The following is a 15,974-nucleotide window of genomic DNA, read 5'->3' on the forward strand; positions in this document are numbered from 1 at the left end:
ATAAGGTTTTTTAAGTATTTTGTTTTCATTATCAGATTTTTTTTATGAAGTGATTCCGGTAGTCATATTCACATCAGCTCTTTCCCGAATAAAAAGGAAAAAAGATTCTGGAACTGGTGTACATACATACAATTTATATTATTTCCGTAAAGCTTCAGTCCCGTCATAGAATGCATATCACGGAGATCAATATCATATTTTAAAAACTCCTGACCTCTTTCAAATCGTACAATATACTGTGAATCGTAGGTTTTAATAAAGCCAAATTTTATAAGCCACGATTCATCTATTTTTAAAGGTTTTATCAATTTGGCAGGTACGCATAAACAGGTTTCTGAATTTTTTATTTTAACCCAGTATTCTTCATCTTCATGCTGGAATACCTCCGTAAGCGAATATATCTGGTTTTTATATCTAACGAGATTCTGTATTTTTAATTCTGTGATTTTCATGATATTCGGTGGTTTTGGTTGTACTCCATTAAGCTCATTGTCGCCTGTCAGATGAATCCAGGGTAAGAGAAAAGCAAGTATTTGTATAGATGCAGAAAAGGTTCGCCATTCTTACTCAAGCTATTCATATTAAATTTATAAAGATTGTTAGTTATACTATATGATCCAGATCATATATCTTGTAATTGATGGTGTCTTAATTGGTTACAATATTTTTTTAATTAAAATGGCAGGTTATAAAATCTGTTTGTGATCTCACTCATAAACAGAAGTAAAGTAAATGGATAATTTTGACTGTATAATTGATATCTGCAATCATTATTATTCAAACCAAATTATATTGATATGAAAAATTTATTGCTATTTATGCTTGGTATATCTGTATGTATGTTCAGCTGTAAAAAACAAAACATTGAGAACGAGACACGGGCTGACTCCACAGTAAACCCCGACACTTTTGACTCAGCAAATGTGGCTCCTGCCACACCTTCAAATCCCCCAACAGATACAGCCGCTTACCGAAGTGGCCCAGATACATTGCAACAATCGAAAAAACAGAACGATTCCATAACACGCTAACACTTTTTTTAGACTCCATATATTCTTGGCCTTCCTGTTTTCAGGGGGGGGTCTTTTATGAATTATTGATTATAAGCAGGCTGTGTATAAAATTCATGATTAATATTTAAATCTAATGCTTATTGTTGTGATCCCTTCTGAATTGCAGAAAAGGTTTCTAACAATAGAGAACTGTGAATAGTAATTTATGATACAAGCCATAATTTTATTAGTACTACCATTATAAACTGTAAATGATGAATTATAATTCATTATTAATAGTTTAAATCTATTTTTTAAAAAATATAAATAGTATTTTATAATAATATGATAAAATTTTATTTTTATGATATCAATCATAAAATGTTCATTATCAGTCTTCATACTTTTGTAGTACACACACCACAAAATATAATATTATGAAGTCATTCGTATTAATAGCCTTAATTTTAGGCTGCTCTGCTATGAGTTGTAAGAAGGAGGCTCAGCCTCAACCGAGATCTATTGACAGTATCAATACCGGAGACAGTATGGTTACCGGTACAGCACAGGTGACACCGGATTCCGGTGATACTACGCTTCCTATGGACAGTACAGCTTACGATGTAGATTCTATTAAAAATAGTAAGTAACCTCACTGTAAGCTACTTTTCCACCCACAGAATCAAACTCTGGAGATTTCTATACTGATCATTTCCATTGTATTTCACTGGAACCTTTTACGCTATATAAAACCCTAAATTTTTATTATGGGAGAATCGTCATTATTTAATCAGACGGGTATTCAGATAACATTATTACTGATGTTGATCGTTATTATTGCCGTGCTGGTGGTTCTTATTTTCAAGTTTTTATCCATTTATGCAAGGATATTAAGGCATAGGGAGCTTCTGGAAGTTCAGAAAAAGATTGAAAATATGTCCGCAGAGGAGCTTAAAGAATACGAACAGAAAGAAAGAGAATTTAATTTTCAGCCTGAAGAAAACCAGCTTTCGGGCAGTCTGCCACCTTCTGATGAAAAGGGAATTATTCAGAATATCAATTCTGTCGAAGAATTGCGGGTATTTCCAACGAAAAGAAGAACATCATCATTTTTACAATATATAAGCCCGGAGCTCAGCAGACTTATTCTTTACTTTTTAGGAACCGCCATCCTGTGGCTGATCATAGGGACAACTTTTGGGCTTTATGCGGGTATCAAATACGTTGCACCCGATGTTGAGCATACCAGCTGGCTGAGTTTTGGCAGGTTGAGGCCAGCCCATACCAATGCTGTATTTTGGGGATGGGCATCTTTAGCCATGGTGGGGCTTTCATACTATGTTGTTACAAGGGTAAGTAACGTTGAAAATTACAATATCAGGCAGGGGTATATTTCTTTAATTCTGATCAATATTGCAGTGCTGGCCGGAACGATATCGTTATTGGCCGGAGTGAATAACGGAGGTGGAGAATACAGGGAGTATATATGGCCTATTATGATTACGTTCGGAGCAGGGGTGGCACTTTCCTCACATAATCTGTTTAAGCCTGTTGTCAAAAGAATTGTTAAAGAAATCTATATCTCAAACTGGTATATTATTTCGGGATTTATGTTTATTGTTATTGTCATTATAGTAGGCTATATCCCTATATGGCAGGACGGAGTAGGAGAAACAATTACCCAGGGATATTATATGCATCAGGCGATTGGAATGTGGTTTATGATGATTAACCTCGGGCTTATGTATTACTTTTTGCCACAGCAGCTTAATAAACCCATTTATTCCTACAGCCTGGGTGCCCTGGCTTTCTGGACCCACATATTATTTTATACCCTGATCGGAACCCATCATTTTATTTTCAGTGCTATTCCCTGGAGGCTGCAGACCACAGCAATTGTTGCCAGCGTCGGCATGCTGATTCCGGTGGCGGCAGGCACAACTAATTTTCTTTTGACATTTAGAGGTGCATGGTACCAGCTTAAAAACAGCTATACCCTTCCTTTTTATTTCATGGCGATTATTTTTTATTTTACGGGATCTTTTCAGGGTACCGTAGAAGCTTTCAGATATACCAACCTGCTCTGGCATTTTACAGATTTTACAGTTTCCCATTCTCACCTCACCATGTATGGGATTATCACTTTTATGCTTTGGGCGTTTTCATATACCTTAATTCCTCGTCTCACCGGCAATGAGCCACCGAAACTGCTGGTAGGCATACATTTTTGGCTGGCTCTAATCGGTTTACTTTTTTATGTAATAGCATTAATGATTGGCGGAACACAAACAGGGTTGATGTGGATGAAGAAAAAGCCGTTCATAGATGGCGTTATCAATATGTTTCCTTTCTGGCTGTGGAGAGCAATAGGGGGAACTATGATGTGGGTGTCCCATCTTATTTTTGCATACAATTTTTACAAAATGGTTACCAAAGACAGCAATGTGAGGATTCCGCAGACCCCTGCTGAAATACTGGCAGCAAAGAGGCAGCATAGCCGTACAGAGTTTAACCCTTAAAAAGAAAATTATGATATTGCTAAATAACCATAAAATACTTTTCGGCTCGGCACTTTGTCTCTTTATATTTCTTACACTTTATATAGCGGTTCTTCCTGCTCTTGATAACCAAAGGATTAATAAGCCTTTACCCCGGCAGGCAAAAATACTGACAAAAGAGCAAAGAGCCGGTAAAATGGTATATATTGAAAATGGATGTGTCGCATGCCACACCCAGCAGGTAAGAAATGTTGAGATGGATAATGTTTTTGGCAAAAGACCGAGTATTCCTGCTGATTTTGCTGTCAACAGAAGAACGGATTTTTGGAGAAATACAGCCAATCTGATGGGAACACAGAGAGCCGGTCCCGATCTTACCAGCGTAGGAGAGCGGCAGCCAAGTGCTGAATGGCATCTGATTCATCTTTACCAGCCAAGAGCTGCTGTAGAAGCGTCCATTATGCCTTCCTATGAATTTCTTTTTATAGAAAGAGATTACCTGCAGCCTGGTGACGTTGAAGTTAAAGTACCGGAGAAATTTATTAAAAATAAAAGAAAGAAAATAGTAGCTACACAAAAGGCTCTTCAGCTGGTGGCCTATCTGAAATCACTTAAACAGACCGATTACACCGATAAATCTATTGTTCCGCCATTTCTTTACAAGCAGGTAAAAAAAGAGGGTGGGGGAGCTGCCGGTTCATCCAATCTTCCTGATGGAGGAGAGCTTTTTACCGCAAACTGTGCTTCCTGTCATCAGGCAAACGGAGAAGGAGTTCCCGGGGCATTTCCTCCGCTGAAAGGCAGTCCGGTAGTGACAGGTGGTGACCTGGAACTCTATGTAACAATTATTATGAAAGGATATGATCCGAGGCCTGAATTCGCGACAATGCCGCCGGTGGGGACCAATGCCAATTTTACCGCTGAAGATGTTACCGCTATCATGAACCATGAAAGAACGAGCTGGGGAAATAATGCGAAAAAAGTGACCCTGGAAGAAGTAAAAGTAATCTATGATAAAATAAAGCAACAATCTGAAAAAATTAATAGTAAATGCACTGAATGTAATTTTGATTTTATGGAGTAGCTATGCATTGGCATGTGATGCATGCCAGCTGCGTCAGCCCGAAATTACTAAGGATCTCACACATGGGGCCGGTCCAGAGAGCAACTGGGATTGGTTTATTGTAGGGATTGTTATCCTGATAACGGTTTTAGCTTTTATATTTTCAGTTAAATATCTGGTAAAACCGGGTGAAAAAGATGAAAAACATATTAAGTATTCGGTTTTCTCAGATGAAAATATCACGTTATGACAAAAGACAGAAGTAAAGTGTTTCTCTTTATAGATAATGATCCGCATCCTATTGCAGAGCTGGAAACTCCTATTGTTTTCGATCTGGATACCCAAAAGCTTCCTGATGGTGACCATGTTCTGAAAATCGTCAGCCGGTCTCCATCAGGAAAAGAGGGAATCAAAAAAATAAATTTTACCATTTCCAACGGTCCTGCTATTAAAATTGAAGGTCTTAAAAATAAAGACGTCGTAGATGGGACATTATCATTAATGATTAATGCTTATGATAAAGGAAACCAGAAAAGTTTCCTCATCACCGGTAGCGAGACCCCGCAAACGATACCTTTCTGGATATGGGTTATTATTATTCTGTTTGCAGGATGGGCTGCTTATTATGAAATAACGAGCTCAGCGGTGCAATAGAAGTCAGTTACCCTAAAGACTGACATTCAACGAAACAAAATATATAAATTAAAAATTATGGTTATTAATGAAAAATTTTTGCTTTCAGCAGGTGCTGAAGTAAAAGAATATAATTCCGGTGATATTATTTTTCATGACGGAGCAACTCCTCATTATTATTATCAGATTATCAAGGGTAAAGTAAAATCAATAATTATAATAAAGAAGGAAAAGAACTTATCCAGAAAATAATTACAGAAGGAGAAAGTATAGGTGAGTCTCTCCTGTTCATTGGTAAACCATATCCTATGGATGCTGTTGCTTTGGAGCCCTGTTCAATTATAAAATTATGCCGGAATAACTTTTTCAGTATGCTCAATGTATATCCTCAGTTGTATCTTGATCTCTGCAAAGAATTATCAGATTGCCTTTATTATCAGTATATCATGCTTCAACTCATCACAGAATCCTTCAGAGAGGATAATGGGTGTATTGGATTATCTTAAAGCCTCAAAAAAGGATCAGGCTCCATTTTCTTTTAAAATACCATTTACCAGACAACAGCTGGCAAGCCTTACGGGGCTGTGTGTTGAAACAGCCATCAGGGTTATTAAAGATATGGAAAGGAAAAAAGTAGTGATGATTAAGGATAGGAAAATTTATTTTTAGGATGCCCGCTTTAAGCAGGTTCCGGAAAAGTATGCTGTCAAAAGGAAAATGAGACAGAAGTGAAGCATACGTATTAATGATTGTTAATTTTATGCTAAAAGGGAATTATATGATCTGTATCATACTTTAATTAATATCTTTTATTTAATTTTATTATTAATTATTTATCATAATTAATTTATTTTAAAGAATATTTCAAATACACACCAAAAATAATATTATGAAACCTATTACATTATTCCCATATTATGCAGATGTTTTTGTCGTCACAGGTAGATATTTATCTCATTGTCGGCCTAGAAAAGATATCATATTCCGAGAATTCTCAGACGTTGCAGATTCACACCTAAACCGGGATCTCCGGAGCAGCACTTTATGCCATTGCAGCTGAAGTTACTGATGTAATTTTAACAGCAGATTATCTTCCGACAAAGTAATGAATTCGTAATTGCGAATTTAAAAATGCTGTAAAATCATATTTCAACCACACCAATTTAATAAAATGCTGATAGCGGATGATCCCTGATGAAGCATTTTATACATTTTATCAAACTAATAAATTTTTACTAAGAGAATGTTTAAAATTTATTAACAGTAAAAAAAATTATGGTTATTAACGAAGAAATTTTAAGCTCAGCTGGCGCTGGGTTAAAAAAATACAACCCTGAAGAAACTATTTTTCACGAAGGAGATACCCCATTATATTATTATCAAATAGTAAATGGTGAAGTCAAACTGAATAATTGTAACGCAGAAGGAAAAGAATTTATACAGAATATTTTAGTTGACGGACAAAGTTTTGGAGAGTCATTGCTATTTGGTGATAAACTATATCCAATGAATGCTGTTGCTATTTCTCCGTGCACTATTCTTAAATTATGTAAAGAAGATTTCTTAAGCATGATGAAAGAGCATCCTCACCTGTTTTTTGATTTTTGTAAGGTGCTGGCAGACCGACTTTACTATAAGTACATTATGCTTCAGAAAAATTCTCTGGAAAGTCCTGAGGAAAGGCTTATTGGCGTCATGGATTATCTGAAAAGCTCTCAAAAAAAACAATGTATATTCTCTTTCCAGATACCCCTTACCAGGCAGCAACTGGCCAGCCTTACAGGAATTCGTGTAGAAACTGCGATTAAAACCATTAAACGTATGGAGAAACAAAAAATTGTGAAAATCATTAACAGAAAAATTTTATACTAATAGGTGTCAATATGATGCCAGTCATAAAAGACCGGATGATCCTGTTGTAAATTTGGCCTAACAATCTGATTAAAGATCTACAGTCTTCCTTTTATGGAAGTTACATAAGCTGTTCAGCTTAATGAAAATTATCACCAAAAAACCAAACCATTGCTTTTCTGATACTAGTTAAGATTGGCAATACATCACTTATATATTAATTTTTAAAACATTTAGTTATGAACACTAGAAATTCAAGCAATCGTAGCTCAAGAAGTAATTCTTCAAACAGTGAAAGATCTACTTTAGAAGAAGTTTATCAATTAGGTTATGACCATGGTTATAACGATGCATCTGAAGATGAAGATTATGACGATGATTTCTCTGATTATGAGGATTATTATGATGACTATGATAATAGTTATGATGATGACGATGAAGACTATGATGATGATGAAGATTATGATGACGAAGACTACGATGATGATGAAGACTATGATGACGACGACGATAATAGGGGAAGAAACTCTGGTGGCAGAGGAGGTTCCCGTGGTGGTAACCAGCAAAGAGACAGTCAGGGAAGATTCACTTCAGGAGGAAGAGGAGGATCCAGATCCGGTTCAGGATCTAGGTCTGGTTCAGGCTCCAGATCTGGCTCATCAGGAAGAGGAAGGTCTTCTTCAGGTTCCGGAAATGGAACTTCGAGAAGAGGTTTTGCTTCCATGAGTAAGGCAGAACGTACGAGGATTGCCCGTATGGGAGGTGAAGCTTCTCACGGTGGCGGAAGATCTTCCAACTCAAATTCAGGAAGATCAGGCTCCAATAGCGGATCAAGAGGCTCAGGCTCAAGATCCGGAAATAACGGTAATTCAGGTTCAGGCCGTGGCTCCAGCTCAGGAAATGGAACTTCAAGAAGAGGTTTTGCATCAATGAGTAAAGCAGAGCGTACCAGAATTGCCCGTATGGGAGGCCAGGCCTCTCATGGTGGCGGAAGACGTAATAATTCATAATTTTTTCAGATTACCTCTTTATACTTTTTAAAGAGGTAATCTTTTAACTCAATTCAAACACCACATCATATCATGGCAACAAAAACAACAGAAAATAGCAACACAACTGCATCTGCTTCAGCTTCTGGAGCTGCATCAACAGCAGATAAAAAAATGAAAGCAGATAATGCTTCGGTAAACAAAGGAGAAATGGAAAACTCTTCCCTGCATAAATTTTTTGTAAGTGCTCTTAAAGACATTTATTTCGCTGAAAATGCCATTATAGAGGCTTTGGAGAAAATGCAGCAAGCAGCAACAACGGAAGAGCTCAAAGATGCTTTTGAGGACCATCAGCTTCAGACCAAAAAACACGTGAGCCGCCTTGAGAAAGTATTCAGACTGATCGATGAGGAACCTGAGAAAAAGGAATGTGAAGCTATAAAAGGAATTATAAAAGAAGGAGAAGAAATTATAAAATCTACCGAGGAAGGATCTATGACCAGAGATGCAGCCTTGATTATTGCTGCACAGAAAGTGGAGCATTATGAAATTGCCACCTATGGAGGCCTTGCCCAGCTGGCTATTACCATGGGGCATGATAAAGCTGCAGATCTGCTTGAAAAAACACTTCAGGAAGAAGAAGATACAGATTATAATCTTACCGAAATTGCAGAAACATTTATCAATTTTGATGCAGAACAGGAAGATTAGATTCCATTAATTCATCATGCCATATAGACCGCCATGGTGGTCTATATGGCATCTTTAACCATGAAGTAAGATATGAATCAACAGGAATTTATAAAAGTACTGCGGTCCGGACATTTCAGCAAGATTGAGAATAAAGGAGAGTGGATTGAAGAGGAAGCTTTAATTTATGCCAAGGAAATTAAAATAAACATCTTTTTATTGTTTATTTTCTTAAACACTCCGAAATCGGAAAATATCCAGGCTTTAATTGCTGAATTCGATGATTTCAGCAGTATCGGAAAAGGTGAACCGTTGCGGACTATGTTTTACCTGCAGATGAATGAAAATAAAGATTTCCATTGCCTTGAGAAACTCATAGGAACCTCCAAACGTTAATTTATTTTACAGAGAAATTCACAGTTCATTAGTGCTTATACTCTGCTACGATAAATTACAGTCATCATAAAATTTACGATTGAGATGTAGAATATGCGATCCTGTAACAGAAAAATAGATCTGTTCCGCAATCTGAATAAACGTTAGTAACGGCTCTTCCTCCAGGACCTAATGATACTGACTTTTAATGCTCTGATGAATGGTAAGGATAAAATAATTCCAGATTCAAAAATAAACTTACTGTAGCCATAATCAATCTGTCAACGGACGATATGGCCACCCACAGGATGGGAGAAATACAAAAACAATAACTGAAAGTAATTGATGAGAAGGCTGCAATTAAAGAATAAATATGTTTTAATCACTGGTGCAGACAGTGGTATCGGTAAAGCTGTAGCGCTGCTTTTTGCTGAAGAAGGAGCCCATATTGCTATTATTTATCACCATGAAGATCAGGATGCGGAAAAAACGAAAAATGAAATATTGGCGTTGGGCAGAAAGTGCATTATTTTCCCGGGAGATATTAATGATTATGAATTCTGTGAAGATATAGTTAAAAAAGTCATTGCCAAATTCGGAAAAATAGATGTTCTGGTGAATAATGCCGGCGTACAGTTTCCCTCCGATAACATTGAAAGGCTGGAAGAAAAAAATATCAGGAAAACATTTGATTCCAATATTATCGGGATGATTTTGCTGACAAAAGTTGTTTTTCCATACCTGAAGAAGGGCGCAAGCATCATTAATACAACCTCTGCAGTCGCCTATCTGGGGCATGAAGAGCTTTTAGATTATTCGGCAACCAAAGGAGCAATCGTTTCTTTTACCAGATCTCTGGCCCTTCAGGCAAAACCGAAAGGTATCCGTGTCAACGCTGTGGCTCCGGGACCTGTAGCAACACCCCTTACTGAAAAAACTTTTGGAGAAAAAGAAGAAGATATGAGCAAACCTCCTTTTGAAAGAAATGCCAGCCCGGAAGAAATAGCTGACAGCTTTTTGTTTCTGGCGGGCAGCGGATCTGCTCAGATAACAGGACAGGTTCTTCATCCAAACGGAGGACTCATAGTCAATGGATAATAAATATAACATTATTAAGAAATAGTATGAAAACAATTATTTTATTAGCAATATGCACAGTGAGTCTTACGGCCTGCCGTTGTGATTTACCTGATGATGAAGACCCAAAGAAAAGCGAAACGAAAACAGTGAGTGATACCTAAAAATCAAATAATATGAACAGGGATGGAGCCAGAAAAAGCATATGGCAGGAAGAGATCAAAAAGTTTTCTCCAGGCCAGACCCTGGAAGAATGGTATGATGTTGCCATCGTTGGGGCTGGTATTACAGGCATGTCTACTGCGGTAAGACTGCAGAAAGAGGGACAGAAGTGTATTGTTCTTGAAGCTTCCAATATAGGCTTTGGAACAACCGGGGGAACAACCGCTCACTTGAATGATTTCTTTGATACAACCTATGCCCAGGCGATTAAGGATTTTGGCCTGCATAACGCCAAGCTCCTGAAATATGTAGGAATAGAAGCAAAAAATATCATTCGCAACAACATCCGCGAATTTAATATTTCCTGTGATTTTCAAAGTAAGCCGGGCTATTTGTTTGCTTTAGATGATGAACAGGAAAAAAGACTGGATGCTATTCTCAAAGGAGCCTTTCAGGTAGGACATCCGATGGTGCAAACCGCTGATACTCCTTTCCCTTTTGCCTTTAAAAAAGCTGCTGTTATTCCTGATCAGGCACAATTTCATCCCATAAAATATATCAGAAGTCTCGCAGAAGCCTTTATTCGCCTTGGTGGTGTTCTGGTGGAAGACTGTTTATGTGAGAGCCATGATGAGAATGGAGACTTTGTCGTATTACAATCTACAATAGGAAACATTACTGCAAAGTCTGTTATTTATGCTACCCATATTCCACCAGGTATTAATATGCTTCATTTTATGAATGCTCCGTACCGCAGTTATGCTATTGCTTTCAGGCTGAAGGGTGATTATCATCCCAAAGAGCTGGGCTATGACCTTGCTGAGCCTTATCACTATTACAGAACACAGCAGATAAATGGTGAAGACCTGCTGATTGCCGGAGGTGAAGACCACAAAACAGGGCATGCCGATGATACCGGTGAATGTTTTTCAAGACTGGAGAATTACGTAAGAGAACATTTTGACGTTGATACAGCAGTTTATAGTTGGTCCAGCCAATACTACGAGCCTGTGGATGGTCTTCCTTATATCGGAGTATTGCCCGGCAGTAAAGGAAAAGTATATACCGCAACAGGATTTCGCGGGAATGGGATGATCTTCGGGACGATTACATCGCAAATTCTTGGCGATTTAATTTTAAAAGGTTCCAATAAGTATAAGGACCTTTTCAATCCTGAAAGAATAAGGCCAATAACAGGTTTTGCCAATTTTGTAAAAGAGCAGACCGCTGTAGTTTTAGATTTTGTGAAGGATAAAGTATTTGCAGAAAAAGTGAATTCGCTGGCCGAACTTTCTGAAGGAGAAGCAAAAGTGGCGAAGTATGAAGGAGAGTCTTATGCCGTATATAAAGAAAAAGGAGGGAAATTACATCTTCTTAAAAGTACATGTCCGCATGCAAAATGTGAAGTCCGCTGGAACAGTGCAGAAATAAGCTGGGACTGCCCGTGTCATGGATCAAGATTTAATGTGAACGGTAAAATGCTTACCGGTCCTACAGTCAAAAATCTTCAGAGGATCGAGCTGTAAAAATCTTAGAGCTAAAGCCAGTGAATACGGCAATGACAACCCAAAGAATATGAAAAAAAAGCATATCATACCTTTTCTGCAGGGACTGTATTTTATAATAACAGGGATCTGGCCGCTTGTTCATATTGAAAGTTTTCTGTACATAACCGGTTATAAAACTGATATATGGCTTGTGAAAACCGTAGGTATATTGATTTTACCATATAGTATCTTGTGTTTTTATGCAATATTTAATACTAAAAGAAATACTGCAATTGCTACAGTTAATATCATGTGCTGTTTGGGATTGGCAGGGGTAGATCTCTATTATTACCTCAAAAATGTCATCAGTTGGGTTTATCTGATTGATTTTGCTTTGGAAATGATATTTTCTATATACTGGTTTTTTTACCTGCCGTATTTTAAAAGATCCATGTAAGTTTTTGATGCAATTCTAACAATACCAGAAAACATGAAAATCAAAGAAATTCCAGGAATTCCACAGCAGAGAAAAGGTGGTTTTCATAATACAGAAAGTATAAAGAAATTTGATGATTCTGAAATGGCTGTTCAGGAGTTTATCATACTTAAAAACAGGCTCTATTCAGTAAATGAATGGAAAGATTTTTGCGGGGAAGGCTTCGCAGGTTTTAAGCTTTATGATTCATCAGGGAACCATGTCGACCGTATTCCGGTGAAAGGGGATTTTATAAGGATTGACATTCCGGGGCCGGGCACGCTGGAGGCCGGTTTTGACTGGGTTAAAATTACAGATATCAGTGATCGGCATACAAAAGAAGATGAATTTGAAAATATATCGATTATCTGCAGTCCTTCAAAAGAACCGGGTAATTCCAGTAAGAATAAGTATACCGCCCATTTTTATTCCTCCGGTGCCACTTCAACTTTCATGATTTCGAGAGGAAATACTTATATCAAAGCTGCAGTTTATGGAAGGAACGAAACAGCTAATCTGGATGCTAATTTTTTGGACTCCATAAGAAATCTGGTGATTGCTCTGGGAGGAATGATAGGGATTTCCAAAATTCAGTGGAAGAGACTTACCGATGCTCTGTTAGATTTTTAAAAGTAAAAGTGTTCTTATGAAAAATAATTTTTTTGACAGATTCGCAGATAAGGCTGTTTGCTTTACAGGAAGTGCCTCAGCCTTTATTATCGCTGCCTTGCTGGTTATTATCTGGGCAGCCACCGGGCCTTTATTCAATTTTTCTGAACCATGGCAGATTGTCATTAATACCGGGACCACCATCATCACTTTTCTAATGGTTTTTTTAATTCAGAAAGCACAAAATAAAGATTCCAAAGCTATTCAGATTAAATTAAACGAATTGATTAAAGCGCATGAAAAAGCAAATAACCGTCTGGTAGATATAGAAGACCTGACAGAAGATGAACTGGATAAGATTCATAAGCTTTATGAAAAAAATGGTCGTTTCAGGAAAAAGCGGGAGCAAAAACAACCTCATCCCAGCGATCAGGTCTGTAATTACCGATACAAATAAAACATAATCTTTAACTGAAAACTAGACGACAATATGAATGGAGTTATTATTCAATTTTTCCATTGGTATCATGAAGGAAATCTCTGGAATGAATTCACAGAAAAATGCAGCTACCTGAAAAGCCTGGGATTTACCGCAGTGTGGTTCCCGCCCGCCACAAAGTGCGTATTGGGAAAAGAGGGTAGAGGATATGATGTTTATGACTCTTATGATCTTGGAGAATTTCACCAGAAAGGAGGCATTCCGACACGGTATGGTACTAAAAAAGAATATCTGCATGCCATTGACAAAGCCCACGAAGTTGGAATGTCTGTGTATGCCGATATAGTCATGAATCACCGGATGGGAGGAGATGAAATGGAACTTATTACGGTACATCAGGTAAAGGAAGAGAACCGAAATGAACAGATTGGTGAACCTTTCACCGCAAATGCTTTTACGAAATTTACTTTTCCGGGAAGGAATGGGAAATATTCACAATTCATATGGGATTATACTTGTTTTAACGGAATAGATAGTATTCAAAAAGACAACACAGAGCAGAAAGGGATTTTCAGGATCCATAATCAATATGGCAAAGATTGGAACCAGACCGTAAGCAGGGAATTTGGAAATTATGATTACCTGATGGGAGCCAATGTAGAGTATCGCAATCCTTATGTTGTCAGTGAAATGAAAAACTGGATCAAATGGTACCTGGAAACCACCCATGCAGATGGGCTGCGTTTGGATGCCGTAAAGCATATTTCTGTTGATTTCCTGCAGGAATGGATCACCTATGTAAAAACAGAACTGAAGCCGGATTGTTATATATTAGGAGAATTCTGGAAAGACGAAGCAGAAAAGATATCTCATTTTTCGGATCAGATAAAAGAAATGATTTCCTGTTTTGATGTACCTCTGCATTACAATTTTTTTACAGCGTCAGAAAAAGGAAAGGATTATGATCTCAGCCAGATTTTAAAGGGCAGCTTTCTTGAAAAAAAACCTGTTTTCTCCGTTTCATTTGTAGAAAACCACGATACACAGCAATTACAGTCTTTGGAATCAACAGTACAGGATTGGTTCAAGCCGTTGGCTTATGCTGTTATTTTACTCATGGAAGAAGCTTATCCCTGTGTATTCTATCCCGATCTTTTCGGTGCTCAGTATACGGATATAAAAGATAATAAACAGGTGGAAATTATAATGCCAAAGGTAGAAATTCTCCCTAAACTCCTTGAAGCCCGTCAGAAATTTGCCTATGGAGAGCAGATCAGCTATTTTGACCATCCCAATTGTATTGCCTGGGTGAGAAAAGGAGATTCAGGCCATGCAGGCTGTGTGGTGATCATATCTAACAGTGAAGCGGGCTATAAAGACATTGATCTGGGAAAAGAAAATGCTGTATACAAAGATTTTATGGAACAAAGAGACGGCGAAATCAAAACGGATGAAAACGGAAAAGCCAGATTTACAGTCAATTCCCAATCTGTAAGTGTGTGGATTAAGATATAACGTTAGTGCTGAAAATTGAATTGTATTGCTATATAGTAAAAGCCACTCTTCAACAAGGTGGCTTTTACTATTCAGATGTAAAGGTTAATTAAGGCTGGCCGCTTCCTCCTGCAGCCCCATAAATCTGTCCGGTGGCAAAGCTTGCATCATTGGCTGCAAGCTGAACAAATATAGAGGCGAGCTCAGCCGGTTGCCCGGGTCTTCCCAACGGGGTATCACCACCAAACTTTTCAATCTTTTCCTGGGTTTGACCACCACTGATCTGCAAAGCGGTCCAAATTGGTCCCGGGGCAACACCATTCACCCGGATTCCTTTTGGTCCCAGCTGTTTAGCCAACGATTTCACATAATTTGTGGTTGCAGCTTTTGTTTGCGCATAATCATACAGGTCGGCAGATGGATCGTAAGCCTGTACCGAAGATAAACCAATAATAGAAGAGCCTGGTTTCAAGTGAGGTAAAGCCGCTTTAATAATCCAAAAGGGTGCATAAAGATTGGTTTTCATCGTTCTTTCAAATTCTTCCGTGCTGATGTCAAGAATAGATTCATGGGTTTTCTGATGTCCTGCATTATTAACCAGAATATCCAATCCTCCTAATTGCTGTACAGCCTGTGATACCAGCTTATTGCAAAATGACTCTTCCCGTAAATCCCCGGGAATGGCTACCGCTTTTCGTCCCACTTTTTTAATCAATTCGATAACCTGTATGGCATCCGGCTCTTCTTCCGGGAGATAATTAATGGCTACATCTGCTCCTTCTCTCGCATAGGCAATTGCTGCAGCACGGCCGATTCCTGAATCTCCTCCTGTAATTAATGCCTTTCTGCCGGTCAGTCTTCCAGATCCTATATAACTTTCTTCACCATGGTCAGGTACAGGGGTCATTTTTCCTGCCAAGCCGGGAAAGGGCTGGAACTGTCTTTTGAATGGAGGTTTAGGATACTTTGTTGTAGGATCTGTAAGGTCCGGTCCCGTAGTACTTTTAATATTTTTTTGAGTCTGGGCAAAAGATCCCGGGGCGACAGCTGCTACAGCAATCGTTGCTGCTATTTTTCCTATAGCATTTCTTCGTGTGATTTCCTTTTCCATACTATTAAGATTTAGTGAATGATATTTTA

The 15,974-nt window shown here is 38.0% G+C and carries 17 protein-coding genes and 1 pseudogene; 16 read left to right on the forward strand and 2 right to left on the reverse strand.

Translation table 11 applies throughout. The annotated features are described in order from the left end of the window. Positions 1–68: 68 nt before the first annotated feature. On the reverse strand, positions 69–452 hold the full coding sequence (locus QF044_RS02045; RefSeq protein WP_307263053.1) for a hypothetical protein: 384 nt from the start codon (positions 450–452) through the stop codon (positions 69–71). A 977-nt stretch (positions 453–1,429) separates the two neighbouring features. On the opposite strand from QF044_RS02045, the gene QF044_RS02050 reads away from it, so the two are divergent. From QF044_RS02050 to QF044_RS02120, 16 genes and pseudogenes are all read left to right on the forward strand, one after another. Then, positions 1,430–1,642 (forward strand): hypothetical protein, encoded by a 213-nt coding sequence (locus QF044_RS02050; RefSeq protein ID WP_307263055.1) that lies wholly within the window; start codon positions 1,430–1,432, stop codon positions 1,640–1,642. A gap of 117 nt (positions 1,643–1,759) precedes the next feature. Next, positions 1,760–3,511 carry a cbb3-type cytochrome c oxidase subunit I gene (locus QF044_RS02055; protein ID WP_307263057.1) on the forward strand — a complete coding sequence of 584 codons (1,752 nt, stop codon included), beginning with the start codon at positions 1,760–1,762 and terminating at the stop codon, positions 3,509–3,511. Between the two features lie 10 nt (positions 3,512–3,521). Further along, positions 3,522–4,574, forward strand: coding sequence for a cbb3-type cytochrome c oxidase subunit II (locus QF044_RS02060; RefSeq protein ID WP_307263061.1), 1,053 nt, complete (start codon positions 3,522–3,524; stop codon positions 4,572–4,574). A 225-nt stretch (positions 4,575–4,799) separates the two neighbouring features. Further along, positions 4,800–5,207 (forward strand): cytochrome C, encoded by a 408-nt coding sequence (locus tag QF044_RS02065; RefSeq protein WP_307263062.1) that lies wholly within the window; start codon positions 4,800–4,802, stop codon positions 5,205–5,207. A 57-nt stretch (positions 5,208–5,264) separates the two neighbouring features. Next, the gene (locus QF044_RS02070; protein ID WP_307263065.1) at positions 5,265–5,438 is read left to right on the forward strand and encodes a hypothetical protein; all 174 of its coding nucleotides are present in this window, start codon (positions 5,265–5,267) and stop codon (positions 5,436–5,438) included. After that, positions 5,438–5,506 (forward strand): annotated as a pseudogene (locus QF044_RS21560) (Crp/Fnr family transcriptional regulator); the annotation flags it as partial. The gene QF044_RS02070 and the pseudogene QF044_RS21560, both read left to right, overlap by 1 nt. Before the next feature lie 58 nt (positions 5,507–5,564). Then, on the forward strand, positions 5,565–5,855 hold the full coding sequence (locus QF044_RS02075; protein ID WP_307263067.1) for a helix-turn-helix domain-containing protein: 291 nt from the start codon (positions 5,565–5,567) through the stop codon (positions 5,853–5,855). 606 nt (positions 5,856–6,461) lie between these two features. Beyond that, the gene (locus tag QF044_RS02080) at positions 6,462–7,058 is read left to right on the forward strand and encodes a Crp/Fnr family transcriptional regulator (protein ID WP_307263069.1); all 597 of its coding nucleotides are present in this window, start codon (positions 6,462–6,464) and stop codon (positions 7,056–7,058) included. Between the two features lie 218 nt (positions 7,059–7,276). Further along, positions 7,277–8,047 carry a KGG domain-containing protein gene (locus QF044_RS02085; RefSeq protein ID WP_307263073.1) on the forward strand — a complete coding sequence of 257 codons (771 nt, stop codon included), beginning with the start codon at positions 7,277–7,279 and terminating at the stop codon, positions 8,045–8,047. Between the two features lie 72 nt (positions 8,048–8,119). Beyond that, the gene (locus tag QF044_RS02090; protein WP_307263075.1) at positions 8,120–8,737 is read left to right on the forward strand and encodes a ferritin-like domain-containing protein; all 618 of its coding nucleotides are present in this window, start codon (positions 8,120–8,122) and stop codon (positions 8,735–8,737) included. 72 nt (positions 8,738–8,809) lie between these two features. After that, entirely contained in the window at positions 8,810–9,112 is a 303-nt protein-coding gene (locus tag QF044_RS02095; protein ID WP_307263077.1) for a hypothetical protein, read from the forward strand. Between the two features lie 324 nt (positions 9,113–9,436). Then, positions 9,437–10,189, forward strand: a complete 753-nt coding sequence (locus QF044_RS02100; RefSeq protein WP_307263080.1) for an SDR family oxidoreductase — start codon at positions 9,437–9,439, stop codon at positions 10,187–10,189. 155 nt (positions 10,190–10,344) lie between these two features. Then, on the forward strand, positions 10,345–11,856 hold the full coding sequence (locus QF044_RS02105; RefSeq protein ID WP_307263082.1) for an FAD-dependent oxidoreductase: 1,512 nt from the start codon (positions 10,345–10,347) through the stop codon (positions 11,854–11,856). Between the two features lie 451 nt (positions 11,857–12,307). Continuing rightward, positions 12,308–12,922, forward strand: a complete 615-nt coding sequence (locus tag QF044_RS02110) for a hypothetical protein (protein WP_307263085.1) — start codon at positions 12,308–12,310, stop codon at positions 12,920–12,922. Between the two features lie 16 nt (positions 12,923–12,938). Next, positions 12,939–13,358 (forward strand): low affinity iron permease family protein, encoded by a 420-nt coding sequence (locus tag QF044_RS02115; protein ID WP_307263086.1) that lies wholly within the window; start codon positions 12,939–12,941, stop codon positions 13,356–13,358. A 33-nt stretch (positions 13,359–13,391) separates the two neighbouring features. After that, complete coding sequence (locus QF044_RS02120) at positions 13,392–14,855, forward strand: alpha-amylase (protein ID WP_307263089.1); 1,464 nt, start codon at positions 13,392–13,394, stop codon at positions 14,853–14,855. A gap of 88 nt (positions 14,856–14,943) precedes the next feature. On the opposite strand, the gene QF044_RS02125 is transcribed toward QF044_RS02120, so the two are convergent. Next, entirely contained in the window at positions 14,944–15,945 is a 1,002-nt protein-coding gene (locus QF044_RS02125; RefSeq protein ID WP_307263091.1) for an SDR family oxidoreductase, read from the reverse strand. Positions 15,946–15,974 lie beyond the last annotated feature (29 nt).

The sequence above is a fragment of the Chryseobacterium sp. W4I1 genome (assembly GCF_030816115.1).
In the GTDB taxonomy this organism is placed as follows: Bacteria; Bacteroidota; Bacteroidia; order Flavobacteriales; family Weeksellaceae; genus Chryseobacterium.

What these genes read in the sequence shown, in the direction of transcription:
- QF044_RS02115 (WP_307263086.1), top strand. Translation starts at nt 12,939, where the DNA reads ATGAAAAATAATTTTTTTGACAGATTCGCAGATAAGGCTGTTTGCTTT.
- QF044_RS02125 (WP_307263091.1), bottom strand. Translation starts at nt 15,945, where the DNA reads ATGGAAAAGGAAATCACACGAAGAAATGCTATAGGAAAAATAGCAGCA.
- QF044_RS02120 (WP_307263089.1), top strand. Translation starts at nt 13,392, where the DNA reads ATGAATGGAGTTATTATTCAATTTTTCCATTGGTATCATGAAGGAAAT.
- QF044_RS02095 (WP_307263077.1), top strand. Translation starts at nt 8,810, where the DNA reads ATGAATCAACAGGAATTTATAAAAGTACTGCGGTCCGGACATTTCAGC.
- QF044_RS02055 (WP_307263057.1), top strand. Translation starts at nt 1,760, where the DNA reads ATGGGAGAATCGTCATTATTTAATCAGACGGGTATTCAGATAACATTA.
- QF044_RS02050 (WP_307263055.1), top strand. Translation starts at nt 1,430, where the DNA reads ATGAAGTCATTCGTATTAATAGCCTTAATTTTAGGCTGCTCTGCTATG.
- QF044_RS02060 (WP_307263061.1), top strand. Translation starts at nt 3,522, where the DNA reads ATGATATTGCTAAATAACCATAAAATACTTTTCGGCTCGGCACTTTGT.
- QF044_RS02105 (WP_307263082.1), top strand. Translation starts at nt 10,345, where the DNA reads ATGAACAGGGATGGAGCCAGAAAAAGCATATGGCAGGAAGAGATCAAA.
- QF044_RS02045 (WP_307263053.1), bottom strand. Translation starts at nt 452, where the DNA reads ATGAAAATCACAGAATTAAAAATACAGAATCTCGTTAGATATAAAAAC.
- QF044_RS02065 (WP_307263062.1), top strand. Translation starts at nt 4,800, where the DNA reads ATGACAAAAGACAGAAGTAAAGTGTTTCTCTTTATAGATAATGATCCG.
- QF044_RS02110 (WP_307263085.1), top strand. Translation starts at nt 12,308, where the DNA reads ATGAAAATCAAAGAAATTCCAGGAATTCCACAGCAGAGAAAAGGTGGT.
- QF044_RS02070 (WP_307263065.1), top strand. Translation starts at nt 5,265, where the DNA reads ATGGTTATTAATGAAAAATTTTTGCTTTCAGCAGGTGCTGAAGTAAAA.
- QF044_RS02080 (WP_307263069.1), top strand. Translation starts at nt 6,462, where the DNA reads ATGGTTATTAACGAAGAAATTTTAAGCTCAGCTGGCGCTGGGTTAAAA.
- QF044_RS02075 (WP_307263067.1), top strand. Translation starts at nt 5,565, where the DNA reads ATGTATATCCTCAGTTGTATCTTGATCTCTGCAAAGAATTATCAGATT.
- QF044_RS02090 (WP_307263075.1), top strand. Translation starts at nt 8,120, where the DNA reads ATGGCAACAAAAACAACAGAAAATAGCAACACAACTGCATCTGCTTCA.
- QF044_RS02085 (WP_307263073.1), top strand. Translation starts at nt 7,277, where the DNA reads ATGAACACTAGAAATTCAAGCAATCGTAGCTCAAGAAGTAATTCTTCA.
- QF044_RS02100 (WP_307263080.1), top strand. Translation starts at nt 9,437, where the DNA reads ATGAGAAGGCTGCAATTAAAGAATAAATATGTTTTAATCACTGGTGCA.